Source organism: Clavibacter sp. A6099, assembly GCF_021919125.1.
Classification (GTDB): Bacteria; Actinomycetota; Actinomycetes; order Actinomycetales; family Microbacteriaceae; genus Clavibacter; species Clavibacter seminis.
The window spans coordinates 2108963-2128833 of record NZ_CP083439.1 but is presented as its reverse complement, the minus strand read 5'-3'; the positions used below and the strand labels follow the sequence as shown (position 1 = coordinate 2128833).

Genomic DNA, 19871 nt, shown 5'->3' with positions numbered 1-19871 from the left:
AGCGTTGCAACTGTTCCAACAGCAGCGAACCAATCCGGCACGCTTCCCCAATTTTGCCCGCCTAGGATCTCGATCAAAACACTCCCATCGCTTAGTGGCGCCGCTGAGCAATAGTGCTCACGAACTCTACTTCGTATACAGTAGGCGGCAGGAGAGGATCCGCGCACCCCCAATTCGGGCGTTTTCTCCTCAGGTCGCCTCTGCGTGGCTGACGCAAGCTAGCTGTGGAATCTGATAATGATGCGCATCGTTGTCGCGACAATAAGAATTACCCGGGACTTGGCGTACCGCAGTCCCGGGGCCTCTCTTGGCGTGAAGCTGCTACTTGTTCAGGAACTCCAGCACGGCCTGGTTCCACTCCTCGGGGTGGCTGACCGTGACGCCGTGCGGGGCGTCCTTCACGACGTGCAGCTCCGAGCCGGCGATGGCGCGGTGGGTGCGCTCGCCGGATCCCTCGAACGGCACGGTCGCGTCGCTGTCGCCGTGGATGACGAGCGTCGGCACGGTGACCTTCGTCAGGTCGTCGCGGAAGTCCGTGGTCGCGAACGCGGCCATCGACGCGAGCGCCGCGTGCTTCTTCGACTGGTGCGCGAGCGCGATGGCCTCCTGGCGCTCGGCCTCGGTGACCTTGAGCACGCCGTTCGCGGAGTAGAAGCCGGTCGTGAACTCGTCGTAGAAGGAGTCCTCGTCCTTGGTGAGGCCGGCCGTCATCTCGGCGGCGGCGTCCTTCGTGAGCGGGCCGTCCGGGTTGTCGTCGGTCTTCTCCAGGTACGGCGGCACGGCCGAGGCGAAGACCACGCTGTGCAGGCGCGCCTCGCCGCGCGTGCCGATGTAGCGGGCGATCTCGCCGCCGCCCATCGAGAAGCCGACGAGCGTCACGTCGACGAGGTCGAGCGCGGTGAGCACGGCGTCGAGGTCGGAGGCGAAGGTGTCGTAGTCGTAGCCGGTGAGCGGCTTGTCGCTGCGCCCGAAGCCGCGGCGGTCGTAGGTGATGACGCGGAAGCCGGCGGCCTCGAACGCGGGGACCTGCTTGCTCCAGGACTCGCCGGACAGCGGCCAGCCGTGGATCAGGACGACGGGGCGGCCCGTGCCGCCGGTGTCGTCGACGTGGAGGTTCGTGTCCTTGAGGAGCCCGTGGTGGGCGGTGATCTCGGTCATGCTGCGGTCCTTCCGTCTTGCATGGATTCGTGCACTACTGGAATGCTTCGGAGCCGTGGGCGATCCGGAGCGGTGATGCGGATCCCCGGCCGCCGGCACCCGGGCGCGGACGGCAGGATGGACCCATGACCCGAGCCAACTCCTCCTACCGCGCCGCCCGCGACCTCCTGCAGGAGATGCGCACCGACCGGACAGCCGCCGTCGCGCGGTTCGAGTGGCCGGACGTCGGGGACACGTTCAACTGGGCGGTCGACTGGTTCGATGGGATCGCGCGCGGGAACGACCGGGTGGCGCTGCGCGTGGTCGCGGGCGACGGATCCGAGCGCCAGGTCACCTTCGACGAGATGGCCACGCGCTCCGACCGCGTCGCGACCTGGCTCGTGGGGCTCGGCGTGCGGAAGGGCGACCACGTCATGCTCATGCTCGGCAACCGGGTGGAGCTGTGGGAGACGATGCTCGCGATCATGAAGGCGGGCGCCGTGATCCTGCCCACCTCCACGGTGCTCGGATCCGCCGACCTCGCCGACCGCGTCGAGCGCGCGGGCGTGCGCCACGTCATCGCCGACCTCGCGCACACGGCCGTGTTCGAGGACGTGCCGGGGGAGTACGCGCGCATCGCCATCGGCGCCGCGGGCGCGACGTCCGTGCCCGGCGGCTGGGCCGACTACCGCGACGCCGACGACGCGCCCGCCGACCGGGTGGGCGTCGAGGTCGCGTCCACGGATCCCGTGCTCGTCTACTTCACGTCCGGCACCACGAGCAAGCCGAAGATGGTCGTGCACACGCACGTCTCGTACCCGGTCGGGCACCTGACGACCGCGTACTGGCTCGGGCTGCAGCCGGGCGACGTGCACCTCGCCATCAGCTCGCCGGGCTGGGGCAAGCACGCGTGGAGCTGCTTCTTCGCGCCGTGGATCGCGGAGGCCACCGTCTTCGTGCACGACTACGCGCGCTTCGACGCGCACGCGCTCGTGGAGCAGCTGGACCGGGCCGAGGTCACCACGTTCTGCGCGCCGCCGACCGTGTGGCGCATGCTCATCCAGGCCGGGATCCGGGAGCGGCCGGGCAGGCTGCGGGAGATCATGTCCGCGGGCGAGCCGCTCAACCCCGAGGTCATCGCGCGCATCGAGGAGTGGTGGGGGCTCGTGATCCGCGACGGCTACGGCCAGACCGAGACCACCGCCATCGTCGCGAACGCGCCCGGCGACGCCGTGGTCCCCGGCTCCATGGGCACGGCGCTCCCCGGCGTCGACCTCGTGCTGGTGGATCCCGTCACGGGCGAGCCCGCCGACGAGGGCGAGATCTGCCTCGACCTCACCACGCGGCCCGTGAACCTCATGGCCGGCTACCTCGGCGACGACGCCCGCACGGCCGAGTCGATGCGCGACGGGTTCTTCCACACGGGCGACGTCGCCCGCCGCGACGCCGACGGCACCATCACCTTCATCGGCCGCACCGACGACATCTTCAAGTCCTCCGACTACAAGATCTCGCCGTTCGAGGTCGAGAGCGTGCTCATCGAGCACCCGGCCGTCGCGGAGGCCGCCGTCGTGGGCGCGCCGGACGCCGTGCGGCTCAACGTCGCGAAGGCGTACGTGCACCTCGCGGCCGGGTGGGAGCCCGACGAGGAGACGGCGCTCGCCGTGCTGAAGCACGCGCGCGAGCGCTGCCCGGCCTTCATGCGCGTGCGCCGCGTCGAGTTCGGCGAGCTGCCGAAGACCGCGTCGGGGAAGATCCGCCGGGTCGAGCTGCGGCAGCGCGAGGTGGCCGCGTCCGACGCCGGCGAGCGGCTCGACGGGGAGTGGCGCGACGACCAGTTCCCGGGGCTCCGGGGACGCTGACGCGCGGTCGGCGCGGGTCGTCCGCGCCGTGACGGGAGCGGCGTCCGGCGGCCGGTAGCATCCCGTCATGCCCCTCGTCTCCCCGCCCGCCCTCGAGCCGCGGCGGGCCGTCCGGTGAGGGAGAACCCGTCGTACGCGCTCGAGGACGTCGCCGAGATCCGCCGCCTCGTGGACGAGAACCCGTGGGCCACGATCGTCAGCGGCACGGGCGCCGGGCTCGTCGCCTCGCACTACCCGGTGCTGCTGGATCCGGCGCGCGACGACCTCACCCTCCTCACCCACGTCGGCCGCCCCGACGAGCGGATCCACGAGCTCGGCCAGCGCGACGGAGCCGATGCCGAGGTGCTCGTCGTCGTCCAGGGCCCGCACGGCTACGTGTCGCCCGGCTGGTACGACGCCGACCCGGCCGTGCCCACCTGGAACCACGTGTCCGCGCACCTGACCTGCCGCGTCGAGATCCTGAGCCCCGAGGAGAACCTGCGGGTGCTCGGCCAGCTGGTCGACCGCTTCGAGGACCGCATGCCGGAGCCGCGCCGCATGGAGGGCACGCTCGAGGACGCGGCCTACGCCGCCCGCATCAGCGCCGGCACCGTGGGCCTCCGCCTCGTCGCCACGCGGTTCGTCGCCAAGGCCAAGCTGAGCCAGGACAAGCCGGCGCACGTGGTCGAGCGCGTGCTGCACGAGCTCGAGCACGGGGCGGAGTACCCGAACCCGGCGCTCGCCGCGGAGATGCGGCGCGCGGCCGGGCGGATCGAGGGCGGATCCGCCGGGGTCGACGCGTGAGCGCGCTGCTCCTCGCGGGCGGTCGCCTGCCCGGATCCGACGCGCCCGTCGACGTGCTCGTGCGCGACGGCGTCATCGCGTCCGTCGGGCCGGCCGGATCCGCGGACGCGACGGGCATCGAGACCCGCGCGCTCGACGGCCGGTTCGTCATCCCCGGCCTCTGGGACAACCACGTGCACTTCACGCAGTGGACCAAGGTGTCGCGCCGCCTCGACCTGTCGCGGGCGTCGTCCGCCGCGGAGGCCGTCGAGCTCGTGCGCACCGCGCTCGCCGCCCGCCGGGCCTCCGCCGGATCCGGCGCGGTCACGCGCGCGGGCACCCCCGAGGCGCTCGTCGGCTACGGCTTCCGCGACGGCCTCTGGCCTGACCTCCCCACGAAGGACCTGCTCGACGCCGTCGCGGGCGACACCCCCGTGCTGCTCGTCAGCGGCGACCTGCACTGCTGCTGGGCGAGCTCGTCCGCGCTCGCGCCCCACGGCTACGGCGATCACCCCACCGGCCTCCTGCGCGAGGACGACTGCTTCGACTTCATGTACCGCGTGGAGGAGGGCGACGCGTCGTCGCTCGACGCGCAGGCCGTGCAGGTCGCCCGGGAGGCCGCGCGCCGCGGCGTGGTCGGCGTGGTCGACCTCGAGATCGACTGGAACGCCGACCGCTGGCGGCGCCTCGCCGCCCTCGGCCACGACGCGCTCCGCGTGGAGGCCGGCGTCTGGCCGCAGGACCTCGACCGGGCGCGCGACGAGGGGCTCCGCACGGGCGACGTGCTCGCGGGCACCGGAGGGCTCGTGCGCGTGGGACCCGCGAAGGTCGTCACCGACGGATCCCTCAACACCCGAACCGCGTACTGCTTCGAACCGTACCCCGACCTCGACGGCCAGGGCGGCGACGCGCACGGCGGCGCGTGCGGCCAGCTCTCCGTCCCGCCCGACGACCTCAGGGAGCTCATGGTGCGGGCCGCGCGGCAGGGTCTCCGGCCCGCGATCCACGCGATCGGCGACCACGCGAACCGGCTCGCGCTCGACGCGTTCGCGCACCTCGACCGGGTGCTCGGGGGCGCGCACCGCGACGCGGACGGGCTCGCCGGATCCATCGAGCACGCCCAGCTGCTGACGCACGAGGACGTCGCCCGCTTCGCCGCGCTCGGCGTGGTCGCGAGCGTGCAGCCCGAGCACGCGATGGACGACCGCGACATCGCCGACGTCTACTGGGCCGGGCGCACGGCCCGCGCCTTCGCGCTCGCCGACCTCCGCGCCGCGGGCACGCGCCTCGCGCTCGGCTCCGACGCGCCGGTCGCGCCGCTGGATCCGTGGGCCACCATGAGCGCCGCCGTCGGCCGGTCGCGCGACGGCCGGGATCCCTGGCACCCCGAGCAGGCCATCGACCGGGCGGCCGCGCTCGACGCCTCCGTCCGCACGCGCGTGGCCGCGGGAGAGCGGGCCGACCTCGCGGTCGTGGACGCGGATCCGCTCGCCGCCTCCACCTCCGCCGACGACCTCCGCGCGATGCGCGTGTCCGCGACCCTCCTCGGCGGACGCCTCACGCACGACACGCTCGGCGGCTGACCGGCAGGAACACCACGCGGCCGCCGGGCGTTGGGCCCGTCATGAGAGCGATCACCTACACCCGCACGGGTGCCCCCGACGTCCTGCAGCCCGTCGACCGCGACGAGGCCGCCCCCGGCCCCGGCGAGGTGCGCGTGCGCATCGTCGTCTCGGGCGTGAACCCCACCGACTGGAAATCCCGCGACGGCGGATCGCCCGGCCAGGAGCTGCCGTTCCCCGAGGTCGTCCCCAACCAGGACGGCGCGGGCGTCATCGACGCCGTCGGCCCCGGCGTGACCGACCTCGACGTCGGCGACCGGGTCTGGATCATGCTGGCCGCCCACGGCCGCCCCACCGGCACCGCGCAGGAGAAGACGGTCCTGCCCGTCGACCGCGTGGCACCCCTGCCCGACGGCCTGTCCTTCGACCTCGGCGCGAGCCTCGGCGTCCCCGCGGTCACCGCGCACCGCGCCTTGACCGTCTCCGAGGACGGCCCGTCGCGCCTCGCGCCCGGCGCCCTCGCGGGGAAGCACGTGCTCGTCGCCGGCGGCGCGGGAGCGGTCGGCCACGCGGCGATCCAGCTCGCGCGCTGGGCAGGCGCGACCGTGATCACCACGGTCAGCTCGCCCGAGAAGGCCGCCCTCGCGACGGCCGCCGGCGCGCACCACGTCGTGGACTACAAGGCGGGCGACGCGGCTGCGGAGATCCAGTCCATCGCGCCCGACGGCGTGGACCTGATCGTCGAGGTCGCCCCCGCGCAGAACGCCGAGCTCAACCAGGCGGTCGCGAAGAACCGCGCCTCGGTCGCCGTGTACGCGAACAACGGCGGCGACACCGTCACGCTGCCCGTGGTCGACAGCTTCGTGAAGAACCTGCGCTACCAGTTCCTGCTGCTCTACACGGTGGGCCGCGAGGCGCTCGACACCGCGCGCGCGGACATCCACCTGGCCCTCATCGACGGCGCGCTGCCGGTCGGCGAGGACGCGGGCCTGCCGATCACCCGCTTCCCGCTCGAGCGCCCGGCCGACGCGCACCAGGCGGTCGAGGACGGCGTGACCGGCAAGGTGCTGATCGACGTGACGCCCGCCTGATCCGACGGGTCCCGGACGACGGATGGCCGCACCGCCCTCGGGCGATGCGGCCATCCGTCTGCCCGCCGCAGGGCGGCCGCGGCGGTCGTGGGCTACTCCGTGCGCGCCACCCGGCGCCTCGAGCGCGGCGGCCGGGTGAGCAGGCGCTGCATCACCAGCGGCGCGAGGGCGCTCGCGTTCAGGCAGGTGGAGATCAGGAACGCGATGGCGAGCAGGTGCGTCGGGAGGTCCCACGCGTCGCCGAGGAGGTGCAGCGCGAGCACCGTGAGCGAGACCGCGAGCAGCGCCCACGACGAACCGCGGAGCCACCGCGGGGTGCGCGCCCCCGCGAGGGCGACGGCCGCCATGACGGCGGCGTTGGCGATGGCGAGGGCGAGCGGGCCGGTCATGCGGCCCCTCCACCCGTGGTGCGGTGCTTCCTGGCGTGACCGTGCATGTTGTCGTCCCCCTTCGACGGGCCGGATGGCCTGCCTCGACTCTTCCGCAGGGGGAGCGTCGGGTGAAGTCGGCGCTATCGGGGACAAACGCCGGCCCGGGCGCGTCGTCAGCGTGCGGCGCGCACCAGCGGGGTCGCGTCCGAGAGGTCGAGCCCGACGTCGACCAGCTCCACGCGGCCCGCGAGCGCGCGGCCGGGGCCCCGCAACAGGCCGGGCTTGCCCGCGCCGAACGTGACCGTGACGTCCGCGGGCAGCACGGTGGGGTCCGGCACCTGGCCGTCGTCGCAGCCGACGCCGCTCGGGATGTCGCAGGCGATCACGGCGGGATCGCCCTCGGCGGTCACGACGGGCAGCAGCGCGGCGACGACCCGGCGGCCCTCGCCGCGGAGAGCAGGGCTGTCGGTGGTGCCGATGCCGAGGATCCCGTCCACGACGAGCGCCGACGAGCGTGCGATGTCCGCGAGGGTCGCGTCGTCCAGCTCGTCCGCGGAGGTGATGGGCACGCCGGCCGCGACCGCCTGTGCGGCGCCGGCCTCGTGGATGCGCCCGGCCGTCCGGATGACGCCTACCTCGCGGCCCTCGCGCGCCAGCTCGGCCGCGGCCAGCAGCGCGTCGCCGCCGTTGTTCCCCGCGCCGACCAGCACGAGCACCGCGCCCGCGGGCACCTCGGCGCGGCACACGCGGGCGAGACCGGCGGCCGCGACGCGCATGAGCTGCGCCCCGGCCGCCAGCAGCGGCGCCTCGGCGGCGCGGATGTCGGCGGCCGCGTAGCCGTCGGCGAGCGAGACGGGATCGGTCACGACGGCGCGATCCGCTCCACCAGCAGCTCCGCCCACGCCCGGTAGACGCGGCCGTACAGGGTGTCCTCCGGGTTCGGCGCCGTGAACTCGGGGATCCGCCAGGCCGGGAAGGGCACGCTCTCGGCCCGCTCGTGCCGCGCGACGACCCGGCGGGTGCTGCGGTTGAGCGCGTCGGCGTGGCGTCCGACGGGACCGGCGATCAGCGGGGGCGTGACGGGCGAGATCTCGAGCGGCGGGACCTCCGTCACGAGCACGAGCGCGCCCTCGGGCATGCGCGCCTGCATGCCCGCGATGCACGCGTCGAGCAGCGACTCCCAGAGCGGCGTCGGGGTGTAGCGGATGGCGTCGCCGATGCCCAGGGCGAGGACGGCCACGTCGGTGCTCGCCCAGGCGGGGAACGCGTCGAGGCCGGCGCGCCAGGAGCGCACGGTGAAGTCGGGGAACGCCTGCACGGACCAGAAGACGCCGCGGCCGGTGCGGGCGGCGAGCTTGTGCGCGACCTGCCCGGCGACGCCGAGGTCGTGCGACACGGTCTGGTAGCCGACCGCGGTGCCCTCGCCCACGACGGCGAGGCCGAAGGGATCCGGGCCGGGCAGCGAGCCGGTGGGGGAGTCGCGGGGGAAGGTGGCGCTGCGCATCTCGCGGTAGAGGACGCGGTACTGGAGCCGTCCGATCGTGGCCGACCGGAGCGACGCGAGCGGCCCGGCGGAGAGCACCCGGGAGCCCTGCACGGGCTGGGCCGCCCAGGCGTCGGACGGGTCCGCGGCGTCATCGCGACCCGGTTCGGCATCGGAGGGCGGTGCGCCGGTCATCGCAGCCCGTCCTGTTCATCGCGACGCCCCGGAATGGGGACGATCGCAGGATATCCCGCGCACGGGCACCCCTTCCACCGCGACGGCGGATGAGGGGTGCCGGGAGGGCGGATCAGGCCAGGATGTCGCGGACCATGGGCGCCACGATCGTGCCGTAGCGCTCGATCCCGCCCATCATCCGCTCGTGCGAGAACGGGCCAGCGCTGTACTTGAGGTCGAAGCGCGTGGCGCCCACGGCCTTCAGGGTCGCGGCGATCTTGCGGGCGACGGTCTCGGGGGATCCGACGTACAGCGAGCCGTGCTCGATCTCCTGCTCGTAGGAGGCGCGGGCGAGGGGCGGCCAGCCGCGGTCCTTGCCGATGCGCGCGTGCATCACCTGGTAGTCGGGGAAGAAGGCCTCGCGCGCCTCTGCGTCGGTCTCGCCGACGTAGCCGGGCGAGTGGATCCCGACGGGCAGCCGCGGCTGCTCGAGCTGGTCGAGGGCGCGCGCGAACAGGTCGGCGTAGGGCGCGAAGCGGTGCGGCTCGCCGCCGATGATCGCGAGCATGAGCGGGAAGCCGTGGCGGGCGGCGCGCACGACCGACTCGGGGCTGCCGCCGACGCCGACCCAGGTCGTGATGCCGTTCGCCGTCTTCGGGAACACGTCGTGCTCGGTGAGGCCGGCGCGCGTCGAGCCGCTCCAGGTGACGGGCGTCTCCTTCACGAGCTCGGCGAAGAGGCCGAGCTTCTCCTCGAAGAGGCGCTCGTAGTCGCTCAGCTCGTAGCCGAAGAGCGGGAACGACTCGGTGAAGGATCCGCGGCCGAGGATGACCTCGGCACGCCCGTCCGAGACGGCGTCGAGCGTGGCGAAGCGCTGGAAGACGCGCACCGGGTCGTCCGAGCTGAGCACGGTGACCGCGGAGCCGAGGCGGATGCGCGAGGTCTTCGCGGCGATGGCGGCGAGCGCGACCTCGGGGGAGGAGATCGCGTAGTCGTCGCGGTGGTGCTCACCGAGGCCGATGAAGTCGATGCCGACCTGGTCGGCCAGCACGCCCTCGGCGACGACGTTGCGGATCACCTCGGCGTAGGGCAGCTCGCGGCCGTCCGGTCCGACCGTGACGTCCCCGAACGTGTCCAGTCCGAGCTCGATCTCCTGCGCCATGCTGCCCTGCTTCCCTGATCCATGCGAACGTATGCATTCGAGTCAACTGTAGGGGCGGGGTCGGCATTCCCGCGAATCGCGCGCGCGGCGCGGCGGGTCAGTCGACGACGGGCTCGGCGCGCGCGAGCTCGGTGTCCTCGACGCGCGACTCCGGCATCAGCAGGCCCGCGACGACCGTCGCCAGCGCGCACACGCCGACAGCGAGGAAGACGGCGCCGGACGCGGCGATCACGGCGTCCGGATCCCGCTGCCCGCCGGCCGACGCGGCGAAGATCGCGTTGGCGATCGCGCCGAAGACGGCGACGCCCACGGCGCTGCCGATCGACCGCGCGAAGAGGTTCGCGCCCGTGACGACCCCGCGCTCGCCCCAGCCGACGCTCGACTGCGCGCCGATCAGGCTGGGCGTCGCGACGAGGCCGAGCCCGAGGCCGACCACGAAGCAGCCGGCGGCGATCCCGACGAGCGTGGGCGTGCCGGCGAGCAGCGCGATGGATCCGGTGCCCACGATGGTGAGCGCCATGCCGATGAGCACGGTGCGGCGGAACCCGATGCGGAGGTAGAGCCGGCCCGACAGCGACGCCGAGATGGGCCAGCCGATCGTGAGCGCCGCGAGCGCGAGGCCGGAGACGAGCGGCGTGACGCGGAGCGAGCCCTCGAGGTAGGTGGGCACGTAGGAGGTGAGGCCGATGAGGATCGCGCCGACGCCGAGCGAGACGAGCGTCGTCGTGAGCAGCAGGCGCCGGGAGAACACCCAGAGCGGCAGCACGGGCTCGGCCGCGCGGCGCTCCACCAGCAGGAACGCGACGATCAGCACGGCGCCGACCGCGAACGCGCCGACGCTGGGCACGGAGTCCCACGCCCAGGCCTGGCCGCCCTCGAGGACCGCCAGGATCAGGAGGCTGAGGCCCACCGTGAGGAGCGCGGCGCCGGCGTAGTCGACGCGGTGCTTCGTGCGCTCGATGGACTCGTGGAAGCGGCGGATGATCATCCACCCGGCGAGGAGGCACAGCGGGACGTTGACGAAGAAGATCCAGCGCCAGGTCGTGAACTCGGAGAAGACGCCGCCGAGGGTGGGGCCGACGACGCTGGAGACGGCCCAGACGCTCGCCAGGTAGCCCTGCGTCTTCGCGCGCTCGGCGACCGTGTAGATGTCGCCCGCGATCGTGATCGCCATGGGCGCCACCGCACCGGCGCCGAGGCCCTGGATCGCGCGGGCCGCGATGAGCGCGGGCATGCTCCACGCGAACCCGCACAGCACGGATCCCACGAGGAACAGGCCGATGCCGACGAGGATGATCGGCTTGCGCCCCACGGTGTCGCTGAGCTTCGCGTACAGCGGCACCGACACCGCCTGCGCGAGCAGGTAGATGGAGAACAGCCACGGGAACGAGGCGAAGCCGCCGAGGTCGTCCACGATGGACGGCACCGCGGTGGCGAGGATGGTCGAGTCGATGGCCACGAGGCCCGTCGTCATCATCAGGGCGATGAGGATCGGGCCGCGCTCGGATCGGAATCCGACGCCAGTGGTGTCAGTCATGAGCCTCCCGGGTCGAACGGTGAACGGCCGGGAGGCCGACGGCATTCCCGCGACACGCGATCGATGTGGTCGACTGGGATCCCCACCGGAAGGACCCTCTGTGACGTTCCGCGCGCCCGACGCATTCACCACCCGACCCACGCTCCGCGGCACGTTCGGCATGAGCGCCTCGACCCACTGGCTCGCGTCCGGCACCGGGCAGGCCGTGCTGGAGCGCGGCGGGAACGCGTTCGACGCCGCGGTGGCCGCCGCGTTCGTGCTGCACGTGGTCGAGCCGCACCTCAACGGGCCGGGCGGCGACATGACGGCCGTCGTGCACGTCGCGGGTGACGCGGCGCCGAAGCTGCTCATGGGGCAGGGATCCGCGCCCGCCGCCGCGACCCCCGAGCGCTTCCGCGCCGAGGGCCTCGACCGCGTGCCCGGCGCGGGCGCCCTCGCCGCGGCCGTCCCCGCCGCCGTCGACGCCTGGCTGCTGCTGCTGCGCGACCACGGCACGTGGGAGCTCGCCGACGCGTGGGCCTTCGCGATCGAGTACGCGCGCGACGGGCACCCCGTGCTCGAGAGCGTCCGCCGCACCATCGCGGGCGTCGGCGACCTGTTCCGCGACCACTGGTCCACGTCGGCCGCGTTCTGGATGCCGGACGGGGAGGCGCCCGTCGCCGGGTCGCTCGTGCGCAACCCGGCGTGGGCGGCGGCGATGGAGCGGATCCTCGCCGAGGCGTCGACCGCGGTCGGCCCGCACGCGACGCGCGAGGCGCGCATCGAGGCCGCCCGCACCGTCTGGGCGGAGGGCTTCGTCGCGGAGGAGATGGTCGCGAGCGCGCGGGATCCGCACCGGCACTCGACGGGCGCCGACCACGCCGGCCTGATCGCCGCCGAGGACCTCGCCGGGTCGCGCGCATCGTGGGAGGACGCGGTGTCAATCGGGTTCCGCGGCCTCCGCATCTGGAAGACGGACGCGTGGGGCCAGGGCCCGGCGCTGCTGCAGGCGCTCATGATCCTCGACGGGTTCACGGACGACGAGATCGACCCGGCGACGGCCGCGGGGATCCACCGCATCATCGAGGCGCAGAAGCTCGCGCTGGCCGACCGCGAGGCCTACTACGGCGACGCCGTGCCGGGCGGCGCGCCCCTCGACGTGCTGCTCAGCGCGGAGTACGCGGCCGAGCGGCGCGCGCTCATCACCGACGAGGCGTCGCACGAGCTGCGCCCCGGACGCGTCGACGGAGTGGAGCCCTTCCTGCCGCCGTTCGTCGTGGAGGGCGACGCGCCCGCATCCGCCGGCGGCACGGGCGAGCCCACCGTCTCGCGCACGGGCGAGACCCGCGGCGACACCTGCCACCTCGACATCGCCGACCGGTGGGGCAACATGATCTCCGCCACACCCTCCGGCGGCTGGCTCCAGTCGTCCCCGTTCATCCCGTCGCTCGGCTTCTGCCTCGGCACGCGCCTGCAGATGACGTGGCTCGAGCCCGGCGGCCCGTCGTCGCTCGTGCCGGGTCGCCGGCCGCGCACGACGCTGACGCCCACGCTGATCACGCGCGACGGCGAACCCGTCGAGGCGCTCGGCTCGCCCGGCGGCGACCAGCAGGACCAGTGGCAGCTGCCGTACCTGCTGCGCACGATCGTCGGCGGCTTCGCTCCGCAGCAGGCCGTGGACGCGCCCACGTTCCACACGACGAGCGTCCCCGGATCCTTCTGGCCGCGCACCTGGACGCCCGGCGGCCTCGTGGTCGAGGGGCGCGTGGGCGACGACGTCATCGCCGACCTCCGCGCCCGCGGGCATGAGGTGGAGGTGGTCGGCGACTGGACGCTGGGGCGGCTCTCTGCCGTGACGCGGGATCCCGCCACCGGCCTCCTGGGCGCGGCGGCCAACCCGCGCGGGGCGCAGGGGTACGCGGTCGGGCGATGACGCTGGATCGGCAGATCGCGTCGGCGCTCATCGCGGACCACGCCCGGCGCCGCGTCGGGAGCGACGCGGCGCTGCGGGCGGCCTCGGCGCCCGGCCGGTTCGTCGCGGAACCGGACGCCGCGACGCCGTCGGCGGGCGTCGTGCTCGGCTCCTCGGAGCAGCGGAACGCGACCTGCGGCGACGTCGTGGACCTCCGGGTGCTCGCGGTGGATCCCGCGCACCCGCCCGTCGACGCGGCCGCGGCCGTGGATCCCGCCGCGCGCATCGCCGTCCGCTGGCACGGCCGCGGCTGCACGGTCTCGCAGGCGTCCGCGTCGATGCTCGCCGAGCTCGTCGAGGGACGCACGGCCACGGAGGCCTCGGCGCTCGTCGTCGAGCTCCGTGCCCTGATCCGCTCCCACGAGCTCCTGCCCGGCGCGGAGGACCGGCTCGGCGACGCGTTCGCCCTCGCCGACTCCGGCCGCTACCCGCTCCGCGGCACGTGCGCGCTGCTCGCCTGGCACGCGCTGGAGGAGGCGCTGGCGCGCTGAGGCGGGATGCGGTGCGCCGTCAGATCCGCCGGTCGACGTCCGCGCCCGTGCTGAGGTCGGCGGCTTCGACGAGCCGCGCGTCGTGGGCGGCCAGGTAGCGGCGCGCCCCCTCGTCGCCGCGCACGGATGAGGCCAGCGGCGCCCAGTGGTCGCGGCCGATCAGCGCTGGGTGCCCGGGCCGGCCGCGGAAGACGGCCTGCCGGAGGGTCGCCGGATGCGTGGGTCCGGCTTCGAGCACGCGCCGGACGGTCGCCGCGTCGAGGTCGGGCACGTCGACCGGGACGACGGCCAGCGCGACGGGCGGCGGATCCAGGGCATCCGCGGCACGGAGCGCCGCGCGCAGGGAGGCGGACATGCCGTCGGCCCAGTCGTCGGCGCGCACGACGACCGCGCTGGCGGTCTCGGGGAGCGTGCCGATCACCGCCGCCGCCTCGTCGGCCCGCGCGCCGATCACGACCAGCACGGGGGAGCAGCCGGCATCGGCGAGCGCGCGGATCGCGGTCGCGAGCCACGGCGTGCCGTCGGGATGCGTCGCGAGCGCCTTGGGGCCGCCGAACCGGGTGCCCGCGCCGGCGGCGAGCACGACGCCCGCGATGCGCTGGCCCGCTCGCCCGTCGTCGTCCGCGCCATGTGCTCCCGCCATCCGCCCATGCTAGGAGCGCCCTCGCCGTCGCACACCGCCCGGCCTACGCTCGATCCATGGATCCCGACACCGCGTTCGCGCTCGCCCTCACCCTGACGCTCGGCGTGCCGGTGCTCGTGATCGTCGCCGCCGTCGTGCTCGTCGTCGCGAAGGCGCGCGGCGCCGGCTGGGGCTGGTACCTCGTCGGGACCACGATCGTCGCGCTCGTCCTCGCCCTGGGTCTGGCCGTGCTCGCCGCGTGGGCGACGCGGGACGTCGCCGGGCAGCCGGACGCGTCCGCGGGCGCGTTCGGGATCGTGCTCATGGGCGTCATCGGCGGCGTCGCCACCTTCGTCATCGGTCTGATCGCGGGCACGGCGGGTCTCATCGCCGCGGCTGTCCGCCGTCGCGACCACGAGCCGTCGTCGGCGCTCGTCCGCGGCTGATCCCCGTGCGTCCCCGTGCCGACCCCGGGTGAGCGGCCGGGGCCTCGTCCCTTCGGATGAAGACGGTCGCCCGGCCTCGGATCCGCGGCACCCCCACCCCTAGCGTGAGGGCATGCGCCCCCGCCACCTCTCCCGCCTCCGGCCGCTGCTCGAGCCCGTCGCCGGATCCGTGTTCCTCGTGCTCTGGGTCATCGCGGAGATCGGCCGGAACACGGGCCTCGGGAACCTCGGCTTCTACGTCATGCTCGGCCTCTACTCGCTCGCGATGGCCGTCGCGCGGGTGGCTCCGCGCTGGGCGCTCGGGATCATCGTGGTCGTGCCGTTCCTGCAGATGCTCGGCGCCGCGGGCGTGACACCGCTCCAGCGGCTCGTCGCCCCGCTCGAGTCGACGTCCTGGCCCATCGCGGGCGCGGCGGTGTTCGTGGCCTTCGCCGTGGGCCTGTCGGCCGGGGCTGCGATCCGCATCGCGGCCGCAGCCGTCGGGATCCTGCAGGCGGCCTGCGTGGGCTTCGCGCTCGCGTCGGGCGGTCGCTGGCCGTCGTGGACCCGATACGGCGAGACGGTCATCGGCCGGGGCGGCATCGCGCTCCAGTGGGCCCTGATCCTCTCGGGCGTCGCTGCGTTCCTCTACCTCACCGCGCTCGCCCTGGGCAGCGTCCTGCAGCTCGGCAGCCGTGGCCTGCGGGTCCGCGAGCGGCTCGAGGTCGCCGAGGCGGACCTCGAGGTCGCGGGCGTCGAGCTCCGGCTCGCGCAGGAGCGCAGCGGCATCGCGCAGGAGGTGCACGACGTGCTGGCGCACTCGCTCGCCGTGGTGGTCGCCGTCGCCGACGGGTCCCGGTTCCTGCGCGAGACCCGGCCGGAGACGACGGAGGAGGCGCTGCGCGAGATCGCCGGGACGGCCCGGTCGGCGCTGCTCGACCTCCGCGGCCTCATCGAGGAGCTCACCGATGACAGCCACCGCCCGCAGCCGAACCTCGCCGACCTGCCCGCGCTGATCCGGGGCATGGCGGCGACCGGGATGCGCGTGGACCTGCGCACGACCGGCAGGCCGGGTGGGCTCACGCCGTCGCAGCAGCTCAGCGTCTACCGGATCGTGCAGGAGAGCCTGACGAACGCGCTCAAGCACACGCGCGGGACCGCGACCGTGGACGTCTCGTTCGTGTGGGAGGGGCCGGGTCTCGCCCTGACCATCCGCAGCCGCGGATCCGAGCCGGAGCCCGAGCCGGCCACGAAGCTGCCGCCGGCCCGCGCGCGCGGCGGCTTCGGCGTCGGCAGCATGCAGGAGCGGGCGCGGCTCGCGGGAGGCTGGCTCACGGCGGAGCGCACGGATCCCGAGGAGGGCGACGCCACGGACGGCCACCTGGTGACGGCGTTCCTGCCGACGTACGGCGAGCACCCGATGGACGGGCTGCGTCCGGCGGAGCCGCGGGACGCGGAGGCGCGGGACGCGGCTGAGGCGGCTGGTGCTCCTGTGGGGGGCTCGGCGGACGGCGGTCCGGATTCCTCGGCCGGCGACGGTCCCCGCGACGACCGGGCGGAGGACGCGGCGTGAGCGACCAGGCCCCGCGCCGCATCCGCATCGTCATCGTCGACGACCAGCGGCTCTTCATCTACGGGATCCGCATGCTCATCGAGTCGCAGCCCGACCTGGAGCTCGTCGGCTCGGCGACCGACGGGCGGCAGGCCGTCGACCTCGTGACGTCGACGCGGCCCGACATCGTGCTCATGGACATCCGCATGCCCGTGATGAGCGGGATCGAGGCGACGCATCGGATCACCCGCGACGATCCCGACGCCGTCGAGGGGGCGCCGGACTCGCGGCCGCGGGTCGTGATCCTCACCACGTTCCAGCAGCAGGAGGCCCTGTTCCAGTCGATGCGGCACGGGGCGAGCGCGTTCATCACGAAGGACGCGACACCGGAGACGCTGCTCGAGACGATCCGCGCGGTGCACTCGGGGGACGCCGCTCCGATGCCGCTGACCCACCTCGTGGCGGAGCACGCGCGCCCCTCCGCGACGACGCAGCCCCAGCGCGCCCTCCAGGTGCTGTCCCCGCGGGAGCGCGAGGTCTTCCTGCTCGCCGCGAAGGGGCTGCGCAACGCCGAGATCGCGGCGGCCGCCTCCATCAGCGAGACGACCGTGAAGACCCACGTCAGCAGCATCCTCGCGAAGCTCGACCTCCGGAGCCGCGCGCAGATCGTCGTCCACGCCTACGAGAACCGGCTGCTGACCTCCTGACGACGGTCGCGGGCGACGTCAGCCCGCCGACACCCGCCGCCCCTGCACGTGCACGCCCGCGATGGCCGGCTCGCGCAGCCCCATCAGGAGGGTGAACAGGATCTGGTCGGTGGCGCGCTCGTCGTCGTCCGCGCGGATGCCGTGGGCGAGCGTGAGGGCGAGCGGCTCCCAGCGGTCGGGCGTGATCGTCAGGAAGTCGGCGTCCTTGCCCACGTCGAGGTTGCCGTAGCGCTCCTCCATGTCGAGCGCGCGGGCGCCCGCGAGCGTGCCGGTGAAGAGGAGCTCGGCGGCGTCGATCTCCACGCCCGCGTCGCCCGGCTCCGACAGGTGCACCTTGAACGCGTCGTTGAGCACGCGGGAGACGAGCCACTCGTCGCCGGCACCGACGTCGGATCCGATCGCCACGTTCACGCCCGACGCCACCGTCCGCCGCCACGGCATCGTGCCCGAGCCCAGGAACTGCTGCGACGTCGGGCAGTGCGCGATGCTGCTGCCCGTCTCGGCGAGCCGCGCGAGCTCGGAGTCCTGGCAGTGCACCGCGTGCGCGAAGACGCTGCGGCGGCCGAGGAGGCTGGATCCGCCGCGCTCGGACCCGGGCAGGAAGAGCCCGTCGTAGGTGTCGAGGTAGGTGTCGGTGCCGAAGACCTCGCGGACGGCGGCGATCTCGCCCGTGCCCGGTCGGTCGTTCTCGTTGAGGTGCGAGTGGAAGTGCACGCCCTCGCCTCGGGCCACGTCGTACAGCTCGCCGAGCCCGCGGAGCGTCGTGGGCGTGACCGAGAGGCTGAAGCGCGGGACGATCGCGACCTGCAGCGTCGCCGTCGTCGCGTCGCCCGTGTCGACGGCGTGCCAGCGGTCGATCTCCGCGCACGACAGCGCGATCGCGTCCTCCTCCGAGGTGAGGAGCGGGGTCGCGGGGCCGGAGCCGACCGTCTGGATCCCGCGGCCGCTGACGAGCCGCAGCCCCGCGTCGCGGGAGGCCTCGAACAGGGCGTCCTGCGCGTGCGGGAACGCGGATCCGAACACGAGCGCGCTCGTCGTGCCCGCCATGATGCGGCGGCGCGTGAAGTCGGCGGCGATCATGCGCGCGAAGCCCTCGTCCTCGAGGCGCGCCTCGGACGGGAACACGCACGTGTCGAGCCACTCGAGGAGCTGGCCGCCGCCGTGCGCGCTCGTCGTGTAGGTCTGCGGGAAGTGCACGTGCGCGTCGACGAAGCCGGGGATCAGGAAGTCGGAGGCGTCGCCGTGCACGGGCGCGTCGGCGAAGGCGGCGGGCAGGTCGCGGAACGGGCCGACCCACGCGATGCGGCCGGCGTCGTCGACCGCGAGCGCGCCGTCGGGCACGGAGACGAGGTGGCGGCGGGCGTCCTGCACCAGCGGGGATCCCGTGATGTGGAGGACGTGGCCGCGGTGGACGGCCCGGCGGGAGTCTGTGATGGGCGATGCGGGGTGGTCGGTGGTCCGGGGTTCGCTCATGCGGGGGATCCGTTCGCTCGGCTGGTGCGCGGCGGTGCTGGACGGCGGGAGCCCGAGGGCGTCACGCGGGGGCCGGATCCTGCGGTGGCGCGGCGTCGAGTCGCACGGGATCGGGAACCCGGTCGATCGTCGACCTCGGGACGGGGCGCGCGCTCCGACACGCCGCGCCCGACGGCGGCGCTCAGGAAGCGGTGACCCTTCTCGGCCAGGTCAGGTCGGCGGGCGTCGTCCGGGGCCGGTGGCCGAGGCCGAGCCCGAGTCGGCGTCGCTCGCGCCCGCAGCGGCCGGTGCCTCGGGGGCGCGGTCCTGGTCGAGCAGCGGCTGGAGGAGCGCGTCGATCTCCGCGACCCGGTGTCGGCGGACCACGGCCATGCCCGCGACCATCGCGGCGACGACCGCCGGCAGCGTCCAGGCGTACGGCGGACCGCCCAGCGCGCCGAGCGCGATCGTGCCGCCGAGGACCACGGTCGTGACGAGCACCGCCCACGGCCCGCCGAGCTGGTCGTGCACCTCGCGGCGGCGGAGCAGGAGGAACCGCCAGGAGTCCGCGTCCTCTTCGGCGTCGGCGGGCAGGCGTCCGTCGTCGATCGCCTCGGAGACGTCGATCCAGCGGAGGAGAGGAGGGCCTCCGCGTCGCCGTCGGCGGAGGACGAGCGTCAGGACGATGCCCCCGAGCGCGCCCGTGGTGAGCGTCGCGAGGATGCGCTCGACGCTCACCTCGTGCCCGAACGCGGCGCGCGAGTAGATCATGATGCCCGCGTAGGCCGCGGCGACGCCCAGGGCGGGCACGCCGGGGTGTCGATCGGCGAACCGGCGGGCGCGCCACACGCGCCCACGCGGGGAGGGCGTCGGGGTCGTCATGCGCGGAGGCGGATCAGGCGCCCGCTGCCGGGCTCGAGGGAGCGTGCCGGGTCGCATCGGCGTGCCCGCCCGGACGGGCGTCGGCCCCGTCGCGCTCGCGCAGCTGGCGGAGCAGGTCGTCGATGCGGGGGATCGTGCGGCGCGCCTGGATCACGCTCACGGCGCCGAGGGCGAGGAAGACGACCACGATGATCCAGCCGGCGGGGGAGCCCGGGATCAGGACGGCCGCCGCGACGCCCATCGCGACCAGCACCGCGACGAGCACGGGCATGAGCCACAGCGACCGGCGGAACTGCCGGCGCCGCCACTCGAGGGCGGGGATCCACGTGGCGGGGTCGGCGTCGCGCGGCAGCTGCCGGCTCTTCAGCGAGGTGGTCACCTCGGCCATCGTGTCGGCGCCGCCGCTGCGACGGCGCTGGCGGGCGACGACGAACGTCAGCACGCCGCTCATGATCAGGGAGCCGATGACGGTCGCGATCGTGCGACCGAGCGACAGGCCGTCCTCGAGCATGACGGCCTCGAGCAGGAGGCGGACGACGATGACGACGACGGCGAGGACGAGGAAGACGATCCCCAGGGGAGCCCGCTGGAACCTGTCGGACAGGGCCTTCATGCGGTGGGGCCGGACGTGCGGCGGGTCGTCGGGGT

Annotated in this window: 19 protein-coding genes; 9 read left to right on the top strand and 10 right to left on the bottom strand. The window is 74.3% G+C overall.

Annotated elements, in window-relative coordinates; translation table 11 throughout:
• Positions 1–321 precede the first annotated feature (321 nt).
• A complete protein-coding gene (locus KYT88_RS10050) occupies positions 322–1158 on the bottom strand; it encodes an alpha/beta fold hydrolase (protein ID WP_043586373.1) in 837 nt (278 codons plus the stop codon).
• Between the two features lie 125 nt (positions 1159–1283).
• On the opposite strand from KYT88_RS10050, the gene KYT88_RS10045 reads away from it, so the two are divergent.
• The 4 genes from KYT88_RS10045 (at position 1284) to KYT88_RS10030 (ending at position 6414) form a co-directional block, all read left to right on the top strand.
• Positions 1284–2999 carry an AMP-binding protein gene (locus tag KYT88_RS10045; RefSeq protein ID WP_043586375.1) on the top strand — a complete coding sequence of 572 codons (1716 nt, stop codon included), beginning with the start codon at positions 1284–1286 and terminating at the stop codon, positions 2997–2999.
• A 114-nt stretch (positions 3000–3113) separates the two neighbouring features.
• Entirely contained in the window at positions 3114–3782 is a 669-nt protein-coding gene (locus tag KYT88_RS10040; RefSeq protein ID WP_043586377.1) for an FMN-binding negative transcriptional regulator, read from the top strand.
• Complete coding sequence (locus KYT88_RS10035; RefSeq protein WP_043586379.1) at positions 3779–5344, top strand: amidohydrolase; 1566 nt, start codon at positions 3779–3781, stop codon at positions 5342–5344. Before KYT88_RS10040 ends, KYT88_RS10035 begins: the two co-directional genes overlap by 4 nt.
• 41 nt (positions 5345–5385) lie before the next feature.
• Complete coding sequence (locus KYT88_RS10030) at positions 5386–6414, top strand: NADPH:quinone reductase (protein ID WP_043586381.1); 1029 nt, start codon at positions 5386–5388, stop codon at positions 6412–6414.
• A gap of 92 nt (positions 6415–6506) precedes the next feature.
• Here KYT88_RS10030 and KYT88_RS10025 read toward each other — a convergent pair whose 3' ends face one another.
• The 5 genes from KYT88_RS10025 to KYT88_RS10005 all read right to left on the bottom strand — a co-directional run bounded on the left by KYT88_RS10025 (position 6507) and on the right by KYT88_RS10005 (position 11141).
• On the bottom strand, positions 6507–6803 hold the full coding sequence (locus KYT88_RS10025) for a hypothetical protein (protein ID WP_043586383.1): 297 nt from the start codon (positions 6801–6803) through the stop codon (positions 6507–6509).
• Positions 6804–6958: 155 nt separating this feature from the next.
• Positions 6959–7651 (bottom strand): NAD(P)H-hydrate epimerase, encoded by a 693-nt coding sequence (locus KYT88_RS10020; protein ID WP_043586385.1) that lies wholly within the window; start codon positions 7649–7651, stop codon positions 6959–6961.
• A complete protein-coding gene (locus tag KYT88_RS10015; protein WP_043586387.1) occupies positions 7648–8463 on the bottom strand; it encodes an SGNH/GDSL hydrolase family protein in 816 nt (271 codons plus the stop codon). Before KYT88_RS10015 ends, KYT88_RS10020 begins: the two co-directional genes overlap by 4 nt.
• Positions 8464–8575: 112 nt before the next feature.
• Entirely contained in the window at positions 8576–9604 is a 1029-nt protein-coding gene (locus KYT88_RS10010) for an LLM class flavin-dependent oxidoreductase (protein WP_043586389.1), read from the bottom strand.
• A 97-nt stretch (positions 9605–9701) separates the two neighbouring features.
• Positions 9702–11141 carry an MFS transporter gene (locus KYT88_RS10005; RefSeq protein WP_043586391.1) on the bottom strand — a complete coding sequence of 480 codons (1440 nt, stop codon included), beginning with the start codon at positions 11139–11141 and terminating at the stop codon, positions 9702–9704.
• 100 nt (positions 11142–11241) lie between these two features.
• On the opposite strand from KYT88_RS10005, the gene KYT88_RS10000 reads away from it, so the two are divergent.
• Together KYT88_RS10000 and KYT88_RS09995 are read left to right on the top strand one after the other, a co-directional pair.
• A complete protein-coding gene (locus tag KYT88_RS10000) occupies positions 11242–13053 on the top strand; it encodes a gamma-glutamyltransferase family protein (RefSeq protein ID WP_043586393.1) in 1812 nt (603 codons plus the stop codon).
• Positions 13050–13583 (top strand): iron-sulfur cluster scaffold-like protein, encoded by a 534-nt coding sequence (locus tag KYT88_RS09995; RefSeq protein ID WP_043586395.1) that lies wholly within the window; start codon positions 13050–13052, stop codon positions 13581–13583. The genes KYT88_RS10000 and KYT88_RS09995 overlap by 4 nt, the downstream gene beginning before the upstream one ends.
• Before the next feature lie 19 nt (positions 13584–13602).
• Here KYT88_RS09995 and KYT88_RS09990 read toward each other — a convergent pair whose 3' ends face one another.
• Positions 13603–14226, bottom strand: coding sequence for a nucleotidyltransferase family protein (locus KYT88_RS09990; protein WP_051629351.1), 624 nt, complete (start codon positions 14224–14226; stop codon positions 13603–13605).
• Positions 14227–14282: 56 nt separating this feature from the next.
• Between KYT88_RS09990 and KYT88_RS09985 the strand changes: the two genes are divergently transcribed.
• The 3 genes from KYT88_RS09985 (at position 14283) to KYT88_RS09975 (ending at position 16889) form a co-directional block, all read left to right on the top strand.
• Positions 14283–14651, top strand: a complete 369-nt coding sequence (locus KYT88_RS09985; protein ID WP_043586396.1) for a hypothetical protein — start codon at positions 14283–14285, stop codon at positions 14649–14651.
• A gap of 112 nt (positions 14652–14763) precedes the next feature.
• Positions 14764–16203: a sensor histidine kinase gene (locus tag KYT88_RS09980; protein ID WP_051629352.1), complete on the top strand. Its 1440-nt coding sequence runs from the start codon at positions 14764–14766 to the stop codon at positions 16201–16203.
• Positions 16200–16889, top strand: coding sequence for a response regulator transcription factor (locus tag KYT88_RS09975; RefSeq protein WP_255719751.1), 690 nt, complete (start codon positions 16200–16202; stop codon positions 16887–16889). Before KYT88_RS09980 ends, KYT88_RS09975 begins: the two co-directional genes overlap by 4 nt.
• An 18-nt stretch (positions 16890–16907) precedes the next feature.
• Here KYT88_RS09975 and KYT88_RS09970 read toward each other — a convergent pair whose 3' ends face one another.
• The 3 genes from KYT88_RS09970 to KYT88_RS09960 all read right to left on the bottom strand — a co-directional run bounded on the left by KYT88_RS09970 (position 16908) and on the right by KYT88_RS09960 (position 19836).
• Positions 16908–18362, bottom strand: a complete 1455-nt coding sequence (locus tag KYT88_RS09970; RefSeq protein WP_051629353.1) for an amidohydrolase family protein — start codon at positions 18360–18362, stop codon at positions 16908–16910.
• 210 nt (positions 18363–18572) lie between these two features.
• Complete coding sequence (locus tag KYT88_RS09965) at positions 18573–19223, bottom strand: hypothetical protein (RefSeq protein ID WP_043586397.1); 651 nt, start codon at positions 19221–19223, stop codon at positions 18573–18575.
• Positions 19224–19236: 13 nt separating this feature from the next.
• On the bottom strand, positions 19237–19836 hold the full coding sequence (locus KYT88_RS09960; RefSeq protein ID WP_043586398.1) for a hypothetical protein: 600 nt from the start codon (positions 19834–19836) through the stop codon (positions 19237–19239).
• Positions 19837–19871 lie beyond the last annotated feature (35 nt).

Excerpts from the sequence above, each read along its gene's own strand:
- KYT88_RS10050 (WP_043586373.1), bottom strand. The coding sequence starts at position 1,158 with ATGACCGAGATCACCGCCCACCACGGGCTCCTCAAGGACACGAACCTC.
- KYT88_RS10045 (WP_043586375.1), top strand. The coding sequence starts at position 1,284 with ATGACCCGAGCCAACTCCTCCTACCGCGCCGCCCGCGACCTCCTGCAG.
- KYT88_RS10030 (WP_043586381.1), top strand. The coding sequence starts at position 5,386 with ATGAGAGCGATCACCTACACCCGCACGGGTGCCCCCGACGTCCTGCAG.
- KYT88_RS10025 (WP_043586383.1), bottom strand. The coding sequence starts at position 6,803 with ATGACCGGCCCGCTCGCCCTCGCCATCGCCAACGCCGCCGTCATGGCG.
- KYT88_RS10015 (WP_043586387.1), bottom strand. The coding sequence starts at position 8,463 with ATGACCGGCGCACCGCCCTCCGATGCCGAACCGGGTCGCGATGACGCC.
- KYT88_RS10010 (WP_043586389.1), bottom strand. The coding sequence starts at position 9,604 with ATGGCGCAGGAGATCGAGCTCGGACTGGACACGTTCGGGGACGTCACG.
- KYT88_RS10005 (WP_043586391.1), bottom strand. The coding sequence starts at position 11,141 with ATGACTGACACCACTGGCGTCGGATTCCGATCCGAGCGCGGCCCGATC.
- KYT88_RS09995 (WP_043586395.1), top strand. The coding sequence starts at position 13,050 with ATGACGCTGGATCGGCAGATCGCGTCGGCGCTCATCGCGGACCACGCC.
- KYT88_RS09990 (WP_051629351.1), bottom strand. The coding sequence starts at position 14,226 with ATGGCGGGAGCACATGGCGCGGACGACGACGGGCGAGCGGGCCAGCGC.
- KYT88_RS09985 (WP_043586396.1), top strand. The coding sequence starts at position 14,283 with ATGGATCCCGACACCGCGTTCGCGCTCGCCCTCACCCTGACGCTCGGC.
- KYT88_RS09980 (WP_051629352.1), top strand. The coding sequence starts at position 14,764 with ATGCGCCCCCGCCACCTCTCCCGCCTCCGGCCGCTGCTCGAGCCCGTC.
- KYT88_RS09970 (WP_051629353.1), bottom strand. The coding sequence starts at position 18,362 with ATGAGCGAACCCCGGACCACCGACCACCCCGCATCGCCCATCACAGAC.
- KYT88_RS09965 (WP_043586397.1), bottom strand. The coding sequence starts at position 19,223 with ATGACGACCCCGACGCCCTCCCCGCGTGGGCGCGTGTGGCGCGCCCGC.
- KYT88_RS09960 (WP_043586398.1), bottom strand. The coding sequence starts at position 19,836 with ATGAAGGCCCTGTCCGACAGGTTCCAGCGGGCTCCCCTGGGGATCGTC.